We start from the raw sequence: 14,345 nt of genomic DNA, 5'->3' as shown, positions 1-14,345 counted from the left end.
CCGCGAGGTTCCCATGACGACGATCCGCCTCCACCACGCGCTGGCCCTGCTGCTGGCCGGCGCGGCGCTGCCGCCGGCCGGCGCCGCCACCACCGACATCTCGCAGCAGCCGCTGATCGTCGCCAACCCGGACTCGGTGAAGGCCAATCTGCTGTTCATCATCGACGACTCGGGCTCGATGGGCTTCGACTACCTGCCCGACCACACCAACACCGCGCTGTGCCGCAGCACCGGCGCGACGCCCCAGAACAGCGGCAACTTCGGCAACCGCTGCTGCATCAACGGCAGCGACAGCGCCGCCTGCTGGCTGGGCGCCGCGCCGTTCGGCACCGCGCGCGGCCAGCCGCCCTTCCTGGCGGCCGGCTTCAACGGCCAGGCCTACGACCCCGCCGTCACCTACAAGCCGCCGGTGCGCGCCAACGGCGAGGCCTGGCCCAGCCAGACCCGCGCCGTCACCAGCGCCTGGTCCGCCGTGAAGAACGACGCCTACAACGTGCAGAACACCGGCAGCATCGACCTGCTGAAGGACTTTCCCGACACCGAGTGGTGCGTGGACGACGGCAGCCTCTCCGACTGCCTGCGCAACGACAACTACGTGCTGCCCGGCACCGTCAACGGCAAGGCCTACACCCGCTTCAACGCCACCCGGGCCCGCGGCAGCGGCTGGGTGGCCAGCGGCGCGCCGGACGCCGCCACGGTCAAGGGCGACGCGGGCGACGCCAGCAACGCCACGCCGCGCAGCTTCGGCCCGCACTACTACCGCATCCACTCGGCCGAGTACTGCTCCGGCGTCGACCTGCGCGACTGCCGCGCGTCGGCCCAGGCCGGCTACACCATCCCGGCGCCGGTGCGCTGGTGCAACTCCGACGCCAACGCCCGCGCGACGACGCCGGCCGCGGCGTCCTGCCAGGCCACGCGCAACAACAACTTCAGCCACGCGCGCTACCCGACCAAGTTCTTCAGCGCCGGCGACAACGGCTCGCCCGGGCGCGGCTCGTCGCTGACCCTGAAGCTCGCGGTCAGCGGCTGCTCGGGCAACCGCACGACGGCCATCGGCTCGCTGAAGATCGGCGGCGTGGAGATGCTCAGCGGCGCCACCGACCGCACCAACAACCCCAATGTGCTGGCCACCAAGCTGGTCGCCAAGTTCAAGACCACGGGCGGCTGGAAGGCCGTGGCCTCGGCCGCCAACGTCACCATCACCGCGCCGGTGGACAAGGGCAACATCGCCGGCACCTACGCCACGCTGTCCATTGCCGCCGGCGCCAACTGCAGCTTCACGCCCACCGCCAACGCCGGCCCGTTCGCCAACGATTACCAGTCCTACGCGGCGCCCACGCCGGGCCGCTACGCCGGCCGCTTCGAGCGGGTGGACATCGTCCCCGGCGCCACCTACCCGCGCGCCGCCACCCGCGGCGACTGCGCCGCCGCCGGCTGCAGCTACGACGAGGAGATGACCAACTTCGCCAACTGGTGGGCCTACTACCGCACGCGCATGCAGGCCATGAAGTCGTCCGCCGCGCTGGCCTTCGGCGACGTGGGCAGCAACCGCCGCGTCGGCTATATGAGCATCAACAACAACACCGGCAGCGACCTGGCCAACCTGGCCGAGTTCGCCGACACGGAGCGCAGCACCTGGTTCAGCAAGCTGTTCGCCGCCAAGCCCAACAACTCGACGCCGCTGCGCGGCGCGCTGTCCGCTGCGGGCCGCCTGTTCGCCGGCAGCTACAACGGCCAGAAGCTCAACGGCGTGACCGTGAAGGACCCGGTGCAGTACGCCTGCCAGAAGAACATCACCATCCTGTCCACCGACGGCTTCTGGAACGAGAGCGGCACGCCCAAGCGGCCGGGTGGCGCCGAGATCGGCGACGTGGACTCCGCCGCCGCCGTGCCGCGCCCGCAGCTCGACGGCCTCAAGAACAAGAACACGCTGGCCGACGTGGCCTATTACTTCGCCAACACCGACCTGCGCGACGGCTCGACCGGCCAGGGCTCATGCACCAGCGGCAGCGGCAGCAACGCCGACGTCTGCGGCACCGGCGACCCCCGGCACGAGAAGCAGACCATGACCACCTTCACGCTGGGGCTGGGCGTCTCGGGCTACATGCAGTTCGCCAGGAACTACGCCAGCGGCGGCTCGGCGGATTTCAACGCGGTCGCCAACGGCGACGCGGCGAACGCCGGCTCGGGCGTCTGCAGCTGGCAGACCGCCGGCGGCACCTGCAACTGGCCGGAGCCCGCCAACAACACGCTGACGGCGGTGGACGACCTGTGGCATGCCGCCGTCAACGGCGGCGGCACCTACTTCAGCGCCGGCGACCCGACGGCGCTGTACGAGGGGCTGAAGAACGCGCTGGGCCAGACCGACGCCAAGATCGGCGCCGCCGCCGCCGCGACGGTCAGCAACCCCAACGTCACGGCGGGCGACAACACCGCCTTCGTCTCCATGTTCATGTCCTCGTACTGGAGCGGCGACCTGCAGAGCAAGGCCATCAACCTCGACAACGGCGAGCTGGACACGGTGAACTGGTCGGCCCGCACCCAGCTGGAGGGCAACACCAGCCGCAAGGTCTACATGTTCTCCGCCGGCAGCGCCAACGGGCTGAAGAACTTCGACCACGCGCTGATGACGGCGGGCGAGCAGGCCTATTTCAGCAAGGCCTGGGTGAGCGCCACCGGCCGCGCGCTGACCCAGTTCTGCACCGGGCCGTCCTACTGCCTCGACGCCGCCACGCAGGACCTCGCGGCTGGCGCCGCGCTGGTCGACTTCCTGCGCGGCGACCGCCGCCACGAAGGCCCGCTGGAGGACGGCAGCAAGTACTACCGCGCGCGCACCCACCTGCTGGGCGACATCGTCAACTCCGCGGCGGCCTACGTGAACCGGCAGCTCGTGAAGTACAACGACGCGGGCTATGCCGAGTTCAACGCGCAGGGCCGCCAGGGCATGGTCTACGTGGGCGCGAACGACGGCATGCTGCATGCGTTCAACGCCAGCACCGGCGCCGAGGCCTGGGCCTATGTGCCCAGCGCCGTGCTGCCCAACCTCTACCGGCTGGCGGACAAGCAGTACGCCTCGCAGCACCAGGCCTTCGTCGACGGCTCGCCCTTCGTGCAGGACATGAAGATCGGCGACGAATGGCGCACCCTGCTGGTCGGCGGCCTGGGCGCCGGCGGGCGCGGCTACTACGCGCTGGACGTGACCAACCCCGCCGAGCCCAAGGCGCTGTGGGAGTTCGGCGTGGGCGTGGGCGACACCGACGCCAACTGCCCGAGCACCACGCCCCGCTGCAACATGGGCTACAGCTTCGGCAAGCCCGAGATCGGCAAGCTGGCCAGCGGCCAATGGGTGGTGGTGCTGCCGTCCGGCTACAACAACGTCAAGCCCGGCGACGGCAAGGGCCGCATCTTCGTGCTGGACGCGGCCACCGGCCAGCCCGTGACGGCGCTGCCGGCCGGGGTGAGCACCGGCGTCGGCGACACGACGACCCCGTCGGGCCTGGGCCACATCCGCGCCTGGCTGGACCACGCCGAGACCGACAACACCATCCAGCGCCTCTACGGCGGCGACACGCTGGGCAACGTCTGGCGCTTCGACGTCAACAACTCCGTCGGCGCCGCCGGCTACGAGGCCACCCGGCTCGCCGTGCTGAAGAACGGCGCCGCCAGCCCGAAGCTGCAGCCGGTGACCTCGCGGCCCGAGCTGGGCAAGGTGGGCTCGGTGCCCATGGTCTACGTCGGCACCGGCCGCTACCTGGGCCTGAGCGACCTCAGCGACGCGACGGTGCAGAGCGTCTACGGCATCCGCGACGACCTGACCGACACCGGCCACGGCGAGGTCCGGGCCGGCGGCAACTTCGTCCAGCAGACGCTGGCACCGGCCAGCTGCCCCACCGGCGCGATCTGGTGCAAGGCGGGCACGACGGTGCGCATGACCCAGGTCGAGAAGAGCGTCAACCTGGCCGAGAAGGGCGGCTGGTACGTGGACCTGCCGCTGGAGCGCGAGCGCGTCAACACCGACCCGCTGCTGGCGCTGGGCGTGCTCACCGTGGTGTCCAACGTCATCCAGCAGGGCGACGTCTGCAACCCGGTGGGCAGCAGCTGGCTGAACTACTTCGACTACAGGACCGGCGCCGTCAAGAGCGTGTCCCTGGGCGGCGTGCTGGGCTCCAGCCCGGAAGTGGTGGCCCTGCCCAACGAGAACCTGCACGTCTTCATCCGCTGCTCGGACGGCAGCGACTGCGGCGGCGTGCCGCCCTACGACCCCAAGGCCAAGCCGACCCGCCGCATCTCGTGGCGCGACCTGTTGCAGCAGTGAGGCCGCCGAGGGCCGTACTGCTGAGCGCGCTGCTGGCGCTGGCCTGCCACACCGCGCTGCTGTGGCCCGCCGCCGGCCCGGCCCGGCCCGCGGTGGCCGTCGGCGCGGCGGCCGGCCCGCTGCGGCTCAGCCTGCTCCGGCCCGCGCCTCCCCACGCGGAGCCTGCTGCGCCCGCCGCCGCGACGCCTGCGGCCAGCGTGCCGGCCCCGGGCCATGACGTCGGCGAGCTCGCGCGGCCCGACTTCGTGGGCGGGTCGCCCGAGGTCGGGTTTCCCGATGCGCTGCTGCCCGACGCGGGCGTGCAGCTGCGCGCCTATGTGCGCGTCGCGGCGGACGGGCAGGTGAGCGAGGTCCTCACGGCCACGCGGCCGGCGGATGCGCCCAGCCCGTTCCAGGGCCTGGGCGAGCGCGCGCTGGCCGGGGCCCGCTTCGCGCCCGCGCCGGCGGCGCGCGCGCACTGCCTGCAGCTCGACTTCCGACCCGGCGCCGCCGCGCCCCGCTGGGCCTGGCGGCGCGACGCGACGGCCGAGCGCTGCCTGCGCAGCGCGGCGCGCACCGCGCGGGCGCTGCCGGCGCCGGGCTGATCCGGCGCCGCCGGTTCAGCGGGGCAGCGTCGTCGCGCCCATCAGGTATTCGTCCACCGCCCGCGCCGCCTGCCGGCCTTCGCGGATGGCCCAGACCACCAGGCTCTGGCCGCGGCGCATGTCGCCAGCGGCGAACACCTTGTCGACATTGGTCCGGTAGGCGTGGGCGCCGTCGGTCGCGGCCTTGCCGTTGCCGCGCCCGTCCTTGTCGACGCCGAAGGCCTCCAGCACCGTCGCCACCGGCGACACGAAGCCCATGGCCAGGAAGGCGAGGTCGGCCTTCAGCACCTGCTCGCTGCCCTCGACCTCGGTCATCCGGCCGCCCTGCCATTGCAGGCGCACGGTCTTGACGCCGGTGAGCTTGCCCTTCTCGCCGATGAACTCCTTGGTGGCGATCGCGAACTCGCGCTCGCAGCCTTCCTCGTGGCTGGACGAGGTGCGCAGCTTGATCGGCCAGTAGGGCCAGGTCAGCGGCCGGTCCTCGACCTCAGGCGGCTGCGGCAGCAACTCGAACTGCGTGACGCTCTTGGCGCCATGGCGGTTGCTGGTGCCGACGCAGTCGCTGCCGGTGTCGCCGCCGCCGATGACGATGACGTGCTTGCCGTCCGCGCGGATCTGCTGCTTCAGCTTGTCGCCCGCGTTGACCTTGTTCTGCTGCGGCAGGAACTCCATCGCGAAGTGGACGCCGGCCAGGTCGCGGCCGGGCACGGGCAGGTCGCGCGACTGCTCGGCGCCGCCGGTCAGCAGCACCGCGTCGAACCGGGCCTTCAGGTCGTCGGCACTGACCGTTTCCTTGGCCCAGTTGGTGACCTTGCTGCCCTCGGGCAGCGCGCCGACCAGCACGCCGGTGCGGAATTCGACGCCCTCGGCCTTCATCTGCTCGACGCGGCGGTCGATGTGGGACTTCTCCATCTTGAAGTCCGGGATGCCGTAGCGCAGCAGGCCACCGACGCGGTCGTTCTTCTCGAACACGGTGACGCTGTGGCCGGCGCGCGCGAGTTGCTGCGCCGCCGCCAGGCCGGCCGGGCCGGCGCCGACGATGGCGACGGTCTTGCCGGTCTTGACCTGGGCCGGCCGGGCCGTGACCCAGCCTTCCGCCCAGGCGCGGTCGATGATGGCGTGCTCGATGGACTTGATGCCCACCGCGTCGTCGTTGACGTTCAGCGTGCAGGCCGCCTCGCAGGGCGCGGGGCAGATGCGGCCGGTGAACTCGGGGAAGTTGTTGGTGCTGTGCAGCACGTGGATGGCGTGCTTCCAGTCCTCGGTGCGGCCCTTGTAGACCAGGTCGTTGAAGTCCGGGATGACGTTGTTGACCGGGCAGCCGTTGTTGCAGAACGGCGTGCCGCAGTCCATGCAGCGCGCGCCCTGCACCTTGGCCTGCTCGACGCTCAGGCCGATGACGAACTCTTTGTAGTTCTTGACGCGCGCGGCGACGGGCTCATAGCCCTCTTCCAGGCGCTCGTATTCCATGAAGCCGGTGACTTTTCCCACGGTGGCTCTCCTCAGACTTTCGCGGCTTCAGGCGCCTTGGCCTGGGCGATGGTTTGTGCGGCTGCCCGGGCGGCGTTGATCTCGCCGAGCGCACGGCGGTACTCGTTCGGGAACACCTTGACGAACTTGGCGCGCGACTCGGCCCAGTGGTCCAGGATGTCGCGGGCCCGCTGGCTGCCGGTCCAGCGGTGGTGGTCCTCCAGCAGCTTCTTCAGGATGGCCTCGTCGGTCTGCGGCTCGCGGTCCATGCCGTCCACGGCCTTGGTGCGGTGCCAGATGGCCTTGTCGACGCCGGCCTCCTGCTCGTGCGCGGGCAGCAGCTTCTCCAGCGACACCATCGCGGTGTTGCAGCGCCTGGCGAACTGGCCGTCCTCGTCGAACACGTAGGCGATGCCGCCGCTCATGCCGGCGGCGAAGTTGCGGCCGGTCCTGCCGAGCACGGCGACGGTGCCGCCGGTCATGTATTCGCAGCCGTGGTCGCCGGTGCCTTCGACGACCGCCGTGGCGCCGGACAGCCGCACCGCGAAGCGCTCGCCGGCCACGCCGCGGAAGAAGGCCTCGCCGCGCGTCGCGCCGTACAGCGCGGTGTTGCCGACGATGATGTTCTGCGTCGCGTCGCCGCGGAACTCAATGCTGGGGCGCACGACGATGCGGCCGCCGGACAGGCCCTTGCCGGTGTAGTCGTTGGCGTCGCCGATCAGGTAGAAGCTGATGCCCTGGGCCAGGAAGGCGCCGAAGCTCTGGCCGCCGGTGCCTTCCATCTGGATGAAGATGGTGTGGTCCGGCAGGCCCTCGGGGCGGCGGCGGATCAGCTCGCCCGAGAGGCGCGCGCCGACCGAGCGGCGCACATTGCTCACCTCCTGCATGAACTGCACCTTCTCGCCCTTGTCGAAGGCGGGCAGGCACTTCTCGATCAGCTTCACGTCGAGCGCGCGGTCCAGGCCGTGGTCCTGCACGTCGTCGTGCAGGCGGGCCACGTCGGCGGGCACGTTCGGGCGGTGGAAGATGCGCGAGAAGTCCAGGCCCTTGGCCTTCCAGTGCGTGATGGCCTTCTTCGTGTCCAGCCAATCGGAGCGGCCGATCAGTTCGTCGAACTTGCGCACGCCGAGCTGCGCCATGATCTGCCGCGCCTCCTCGGCGACGAAGAAGAGGTAGTTGACGACGTGCTCGGGCCGGCCGGTGAACTTCTTGCGCAGCACCGGGTCCTGCGTGGCCACGCCTACCGGGCAGGTGTTCAGGTGGCACTTGCGCATCATGATGCAGCCCTCGGCCACCAGCGGCGCGGTCGCGAAGCCGAACTCGTCCGCGCCCAGCAACGCGCCGATGACGACGTCGCGGCCGGTCTTCATCTGGCCGTCGGCCTGCACGCGCACGCGGCCGCGCAGCCGGTTCAGCACCAGGGTCTGCTGCGCCTCGGCCAGGCCCAGTTCCCACGGCGTGCCGCAGTGCTTGATGGAACTCCACGGCGACGCGCCGGTGCCGCCGTCGTGGCCGGCGATGACGAGGTGGTCGGCCTTGCACTTGGCCACGCCGGTGGCGATGGTGCCCACGCCGACCTCGGACACCAGCTTGACCGACACGTCGGCGCGCGGGTTGACGTTCTTCAGGTCGTGGATGAGCTGGGCCAGGTCCTCGATGGAGTAGATGTCGTGGTGCGGCGGCGGGCTGATCAGGCCGACGCCGGGCACCGAGTGGCGCAGGAAGCCGATGTACTCGGACACCTTGCCGCCCGGCAGCTGGCCGCCCTCGCCGGGCTTGGCGCCCTGGGCCATCTTGATCTGGATCTGGTCGGCGCTGACCAGGTATTCGGTCGTCACGCCGAAGCGGCCCGAGGCCACCTGCTTGATCCTGGAGCGCAGCGAGTCGCCGTCCTGCAGCTCGTAGTCGGCCTCCATGATCCTGTGGCCCAGCACGTCGCCGACCTTGCTGCCGCCGGTGATCTTGATGCCCTTGAGCTCGTTGCGGTAGCGCGCCGGGTCCTCGCCGCCCTCGCCGGTGTTGCTCTTGCCGCCGATGCGGTTCATCGCGACGGCCAGCGTCGCATGCGCTTCCGTGGAGATGGAGCCCAGCGACATCGCGCCGGTCGCGAAGCGCTTGACGATCTCGGCCGCAGGCTCGACTTCCTCCAGCGGCACGGCCTTGGCCGGGTCGAACTTGAACTCGAACAGGCCGCGCAGCGTCATGTGGCGCTTGCTCTGGTCGTTGATGATCTGCGCGTATTCCTTGTAGGTCTCGAACTTGCCCGAGCGCGCGCTGTGCTGCAGCTTGGCGATGGCGTCGGGCGTCCACATGTGCTCTTCGCCGCGGCTGCGCCAGGCGTACTCGCCGCCGGTCTCCAGCATGCCGTCCAGCAGCGGGTCGTCGCCGAAGGCGCTCTCGTGCATGCGGATGGCCTCCTCGGCCACCTCGAACACGCCGATGCCGCCGACCTGCGTGGGCGTGCCGCGGAAGTACTTCTCGACGAAGTCCGCCTTCAGGCCGATGGCCTCGAAGATCTGCGCGCCGCAGTAGGACATGTAGGTCGAGATGCCCATCTTGGACATGATCTTGGACAGGCCCTTGCCCACCGCCTTGATGTAGTGGTAGCGGGCCTGCTCGGGCGTCAGCGAGGCGGGCAGCTCGTCGCGCATGGCCTCCAGCGTCTCCAGCGCGAGGTAGGGGTGGACGGCCTCGGCGCCATAGCCGGCCAGCACGGCGAAGTGGTGCACCTCGCGCGCGGTGCCGGTCTCGACGACCAGGCCGGCCGTGGTCCGCAAGCCCTCGCGCACCAGGTGGTGGTGCACGGCCGATAGCGCCAGCAGCGCGGGAATGGCGATGCGGGCGGCGCCCAGGTGGCGGTCCGTGATGATGAGGATGTTGTGGCCGGTCTTGATCGCATCGACGGCCGACGCGCACAGCGAGGCCAGCTGCGCCTCGACGCCCTCGCGGCCCCACTCGCGCGGGTAGGTGATGTCCAGCTCGCAGGGCTTGAACTTGCCGTTCGTCGGCGCCTCGATGCCGCGCAGGCGCGCCATGTCGTCGAAGTCCAGGATGGGCTGGCTGACTTCCAGCCGCATCGGGGGATTGATCGCGTTGATGTCCAGCAGGTTGGGCTTGGGGCCGATGAAGCTGTTCAGGCTCATCACGATGTTCTCGCGGATCGGGTCGATCGGCGGGTTCGTGACCTGGGCGAACAGCTGCTTGAAGTAGTTGTAGAGCGGCTTGTTCTTGCTCGACAGCACGGCCAGCGGCGAGTCGTTGCCCATCGAGCCGATGCCCTCCTCGCCGTTGGCGGCCATCGGCGCGAGCAGGAACTTGAGGTCCTCCTGCGTGGTGCCGAAGGCCTGCTGGCGGTCCAGCAGCGGGGTGGCGAAGCCGGGGCGCGCGGCGGCAGGCACGTCGATGTCGTCCAGCTTGACGCGGACGTTCTCGATCCACTGCCGGTAGGGGCGCGCGTTGGCGTACTGGTTCTTCAGCTCCTCGTCATCGACGATGCGGCCCTGCTCCAGGTCGATCAGGAACATCTTGCCGGGCTGCAGCCGCCACTTCTTGACGATGCGGCTCTCGGGGATCGGCAGCACGCCGGACTCGGACGCCATGACGACCAGGTCGTCGTCGGTGATGCAGTAGCGCGAGGGGCGCAGGCCGTTGCGGTCCAGCGCGGCGCAGACCTGGCGGCCGTCGGTGAAGGCCATCGCGGCGGGGCCGTCCCAGGGCTCCATCATCGCGGCGTGGTACTCGTAGAAGGCGCGGCGGCGCTCGTCCATGCCCTCGTGCTGCTCCCAAGCCTCGGGGATCATCATCATCGCGGCGTGGGCGAGCGGGTAGCCGGCCATCGTCAGCAGCTCGATGGCGTTGTCGAACGTGGCGGTGTCGGATTGGTGCTCGAAGCTGATCGGGTAGAGCTTCTTCAGGTCTTCGCCCAGCACGGGCGACTTCATGACGCCTTCGCGGGCGCGCATCCAGTTGAAGTTGCCCTTGACCGTGTTGATCTCGCCGTTGTGGCAGACCATGCGGTAGGGGTGGGCCAGCGGCCACTCGGGGAAGGTGTTGGTCGAGAAGCGCTGGTGGACGAGCGCGATGGCCGAGACGACGCGCGGGTCGGCCAGGTCCTGGTAGTACTTGCCGACCTGGTCGGCCAGCAGCAGGCCCTTGTAGATGACGGTGCGGCAGCTCATCGACGGCACGTAGTACTCGCGGCTGTGCGTGAGCTTCAGCGCCTGGATCGCGCTGGAGGCCGTCTTGCGGATGACGTAGAGCTTCCGCTCCAGCGCGTCGGGCACGATGATGTCCGGGCCGCGGCCGATGAAGATCTGGCGGATCACCGGCTCCTTCTCGCGCACGGTGGGCGACATGGGCATGTCGCGGTCCACCGGCACGTCGCGCCAGCCGAGCAGCACCTGGCCCTCGGCCTTGATCGCGCGGGCCAGTTCCTGCTCGCAGGCCAAGCGGGAGGCGTGCTCCTTGGGCAGGAAGATCATGCCGACGCCGTACTCGCCGGGCGGCGGCAGCGCGATGCCCTGCTTGAGCATCTCGGCGCGGTAGAACTCGTCGGGGATCTGGATCAGGATGCCGGCGCCGTCGCCCATCAGCTTGTCCGCGCCGACCGCGCCGCGGTGGTCCAGGTTCTCGAGGATCTTCAGGCCCTGCTGGACGATGTGGTGCGCCTTCTGGCCCTTGATGTGGGCGACGAAGCCCAGGCCGCAGGCGTCCTTCTCGTTGGCCGGCCGGTACAGCCCATGCTGGCTGAGGTCTTGGATTTCGGACTGGATCTGCGCGGCGTGCTGGCTCATGGCTGGCCCCTTGGAAACGACAGGGCGCGAGCGTACTGCAGCGCAGCAAATGCCACAACCGGATTAAATTGGGGTCAGAGTCGATTTTCTATCAGATCAACGACCGCCTGCAATTAAATGGGGCCATAGTCAGGTCGACGCACCACCCCCGCCGGCCACCGCCTTGCGCGGCCGGCCTCGCGGCCGCCGGACGACCACCATCTCGTGCGCCACCGCCAAGGGCTTCAAAAACCCCTCACTGCCGACCGGCCGGCCGCGCAGCACCGCATCCGTGAACCGCACCTGCTCGGCGAGGGTGACGCCCTGCGCCATCAGCTCGCGGTAGGCATGCTCGCGCTCGAAGGGCGTGTTGCCGAGCGCCCAGTACATCTCGTGCTCGGTGATTAGCAGGTTCCGGGCCAGGCCCAGGTGGTGCGCGGCGCTGGACCAGGGCCAGTGCGACGCTTCCTGGCACAGGCCGGCGCGCACCGGGTTCAGCTCGATGTAGCGCATGCAGGCCAGCAGATGCCGCTCGCCCTCGATCAGCCCGGCGCGGAAGCGCCCTTCCCAGAGCGTGCCGCTGCGCTGGTGGCGCGCGTTGAACCAGCCGACATAGCGCCGGCCCAGCGACTGCATCATGCGGCTGAGCGCGTCGGCGGTCGGCGGCGTCAGCAGCAGGTGGAGGTGGTTGTCCATCAGCACGTAGGCGTGGACGGCCACGCGGTACTGCGCCGCCGCTTCGGCCAGCGTGGCCAGCAGGTGCTCGCGGTCCAGGTCGCTGAAGAAGATCGCCTGGCGGTTGTTGCCGCGCAGGATGACGTGGTGCGGCTGGTCCGGCAGGATCAGGCGGGGAAGGCGGGCCATGGCGGGTCCTTGTCGATCAGCAAGCCGGGGGCGGCACGCCCAGGATAATCGACTCCGACCCCATTTTCAGAAGCTAGAACAAGGTCTTGCCGGTCAGCCTTTGGTGCTCGCGCAGCGCGAAGCGGTCGGTCATGCCGGCGATGTAGTCGGCGCAGGCGCGCTCGCGGTCCGGGCGGGCGGCGAAGTCGGCGGGCATCTGGCCCGCGTCCGCCGAGTAGGCGGCGAACAGGTCGCGCAGCACCTCCTCGGCCCGGGTCCGCGTGGCCTGCACCTGCGGGTGGCGGTAGAGGTTGGCGAACAGGAAGCGCTTCAGCGCCGTGCTCCTGGCGCGCATGCCGGCGCTGAAGCGCAGCAGCGGCTGCGCGCAGCCGCGCACCGCGTCGGGGTCGGCCGGCGCGGCCTCGGCGAGCGCCGCCCGGGTGGCGTCGATGATGTCGTAGACCTGCGCCGACAGCATGCGCCGTATCGTCTCGAACAGCAGCCGGCGGCCGGCCAGCGCGGGGTGCTCGTCCCGGGCCGCCTGCCAGTGCTCGCGCACCAGGTCCACCTCCAGCAACTGCTCCAGCTCGATCAGCCCGGAACGCACGCCGTCGTCCACGTCGTGCGCGTTGTAGGCCACCTCATCGGCGAGGTTGCACAGCTGCGCCTCCAGGCTGGGCTGGCCGCCGCGCAGGAAGCGCGCGGCGATGCCGCCGGGCTCGGCCGCGTCGATCAGCTCGGCATTGCGCCGCGAGCAGTGCTTGAGGATGCCCTCGCGCGTCTCGAAGCACAGGTTCAGCCCGTCGAACGCCGGGTAGCGCTGCTCCAGCTGATCCACCACGCGCAGCGACTGCAGGTTGTGCTCGAAACCGCCGTGGCCGCGCATGCAGTCGTCCAGCACGTCCTGCCCGGCGTGGCCGAACGGCGTGTGCCCCAGGTCGTGCGCCAGCGCGACGGCTTCCACCAGGTCCTCGTCCAGCCCCAGGCTGCGGGCGATCGAGCGGCCGAGCTGTGCCACCTCCAGCGAGTGCGTCAGCCGCGTGCGGAACAGGTCGCCCTCGTGGTTCAGGAACACCTGGGTCTTGTAGACCAGCCGGCGGAAGGCGGTGCTGTGGATGATGCGGTCGCGGTCGCGCTGGAACTCGCTGCGCGTCGGCGCCGGCGGCTCCGGCAGGCGCCGGCCGCGGCTGCGGGCGGGGTCGGCGGCGCAGGCCGGTCGCGCGGCCGCCATCAGGCCGCTCCGTGCGCGGCCAGCGTCTCGGCGATCAGCGCATCGGGCACCGCGTGCAGCCCGGCCCGGCCGGGCGACTCGATCAGCACGAAGCGGATCGCGCCCGACTCCGCCTTCTTGTCCACCCGCATCAGCTGCAGGTAGCGCTCGGCGCCCAGCCGGGGCGGCACCACCGGCAGGCCGGCGCGGGCGACCAACGCCCGCAGCCGCTCGACGAAGCCCTCAGGCACCAGGCCCAGGCGCCGCGACAGGTCGGCCGCCAGCACCATGCCACAGCCCACCGCCTCGCCGTGCAGCCATTCGCCGTAGCCCAGCCCCGCCTCGATGGCGTGGCCGATGGTGTGGCCGAAGTTCAGGATCGCGCGCAGGCCCTGCTCGCGCTCGTCCTGGCCGACGACGGCGGCCTTGATCTCGCAGCTGCGCCGCACCGCGTGCGCCAGCGCCGCCTTGTCGCGCGCCAGCAGCGCGTCCAGGTGGGCCTCGATCCAGTCCAGGAAGCCGGCGTCGGCGATGGGCCCGTACTTGATGACCTCGGCCAGCCCCGCGCACAGCTCGCGCTGCGGCAGCGTGTCCAGCGTGTCCAGGTCCGCGATGACGCGCACCGGCTGGTAGAACGCGCCCAGCATGTTCTTGCCCAGCGGGTGGTTGATGGCCGTCTTGCCGCCCACCGACGAATCGACCTGCGCCAGCAGCGTCGTCGGCACCTGCACGAAGGGCACGCCGCGCATGTAGATGGCGGCCGCGAAGCCGGTCATGTCGCCGATGACGCCGCCGCCCAGCGCGAACAGCACGGTCCGGCGGTCCAGCGCCTCGGCCAGCAGGTGGTCGCAGATGCGGTTCAGGCTGGCCCAGTCCTTGTGCCGCTCGCCGTCGGGCAGCACGACCAGGTCCACCCGCGGGTAGGCGGCCAGCAGGCGCTCGCGCAGGCGCTGCGCATACAGCGGCGCGACGGTCTCGTTGCTGACGACGACGGCCGCGCCCGCCCGCGGCAGGCCCTGCCAGCTGCCCGGCTCATCCAGCAGGCCGGCGCCGATGCGGATCTCGTAGTCGCGGTGGTCGGGGAGCGGGATGCGGACGGTGTCGGTGGCGGGCATGCGGCGCAGTGTAAAAGCCGCCTCCTTCGCGTGCCG

At 70.6% G+C, this 14,345-nt stretch carries 7 protein-coding genes; 2 read left to right on the top strand and 5 right to left on the bottom strand.

Translation table 11 applies throughout. The annotated features are described in order from the left end of the window. Positions 1-13 precede the first annotated feature (13 nt). Both QM788_RS09940 and QM788_RS09935 read left to right on the top strand, forming a co-directional pair. The gene (locus QM788_RS09940; protein ID WP_415661334.1) at positions 14-4,315 is read left to right on the top strand and encodes a pilus assembly protein; all 4,302 of its coding nucleotides are present in this window, start codon (positions 14-16) and stop codon (positions 4,313-4,315) included. Beyond that, complete coding sequence (locus QM788_RS09935; RefSeq protein ID WP_415661333.1) at positions 4,312-4,899, top strand: hypothetical protein; 588 nt, start codon at positions 4,312-4,314, stop codon at positions 4,897-4,899. The genes QM788_RS09940 and QM788_RS09935 overlap by 4 nt, the downstream gene beginning before the upstream one ends. A 15-nt stretch (positions 4,900-4,914) precedes the next feature. Here QM788_RS09935 and QM788_RS09930 read toward each other — a convergent pair whose 3' ends face one another. The 5 genes from QM788_RS09930 to aroB form a co-directional block, all read right to left on the bottom strand. After that, positions 4,915-6,390, bottom strand: a complete 1,476-nt coding sequence (locus QM788_RS09930; protein ID WP_415661332.1) for a glutamate synthase subunit beta — start codon at positions 6,388-6,390, stop codon at positions 4,915-4,917. Between the two features lie 11 nt (positions 6,391-6,401). Then, the gene (locus QM788_RS09925; protein WP_415661331.1) at positions 6,402-11,162 is read right to left on the bottom strand and encodes a glutamate synthase-related protein; all 4,761 of its coding nucleotides are present in this window, start codon (positions 11,160-11,162) and stop codon (positions 6,402-6,404) included. A gap of 129 nt (positions 11,163-11,291) precedes the next feature. Beyond that, positions 11,292-12,005 carry an REP-associated tyrosine transposase gene (locus tag QM788_RS09920; RefSeq protein WP_415661330.1) on the bottom strand — a complete coding sequence of 238 codons (714 nt, stop codon included), beginning with the start codon at positions 12,003-12,005 and terminating at the stop codon, positions 11,292-11,294. Between the two features lie 73 nt (positions 12,006-12,078). Continuing rightward, positions 12,079-13,215: a deoxyguanosinetriphosphate triphosphohydrolase gene (locus QM788_RS09915; RefSeq protein WP_415661329.1), complete on the bottom strand. Its 1,137-nt coding sequence runs from the start codon at positions 13,213-13,215 to the stop codon at positions 12,079-12,081. Then, the gene (gene aroB / locus QM788_RS09910) at positions 13,215-14,309 is read right to left on the bottom strand and encodes a 3-dehydroquinate synthase (protein ID WP_415661328.1); all 1,095 of its coding nucleotides are present in this window, start codon (positions 14,307-14,309) and stop codon (positions 13,215-13,217) included. The genes QM788_RS09915 and aroB overlap by 1 nt, the downstream gene beginning before the upstream one ends. Positions 14,310-14,345 lie beyond the last annotated feature (36 nt).

This window comes from Roseateles sp. (genome assembly GCF_047654785.1).
GTDB lineage: Bacteria > Pseudomonadota > Gammaproteobacteria > Burkholderiales > Burkholderiaceae_C > Pelomonas.
The sequence above is the reverse complement of the archived record's forward strand: the minus strand, read 5'-3'. Positions and strand labels throughout refer to the sequence as shown.

Coding starts and splice junctions, on each gene's coding strand:
- QM788_RS09940 (WP_415661334.1), top strand. CDS start 14: ATGACGACGATCCGCCTCCACCACGCGCTGGCCCTGCTGCTGGCCGGC.
- QM788_RS09925 (WP_415661331.1), bottom strand. CDS start 11,162: ATGAGCCAGCACGCCGCGCAGATCCAGTCCGAAATCCAAGACCTCAGC.
- QM788_RS09920 (WP_415661330.1), bottom strand. CDS start 12,005: ATGGCCCGCCTTCCCCGCCTGATCCTGCCGGACCAGCCGCACCACGTC.
- QM788_RS09915 (WP_415661329.1), bottom strand. CDS start 13,215: ATGGCGGCCGCGCGACCGGCCTGCGCCGCCGACCCCGCCCGCAGCCGC.
- aroB (WP_415661328.1), bottom strand. CDS start 14,309: ATGCCCGCCACCGACACCGTCCGCATCCCGCTCCCCGACCACCGCGAC.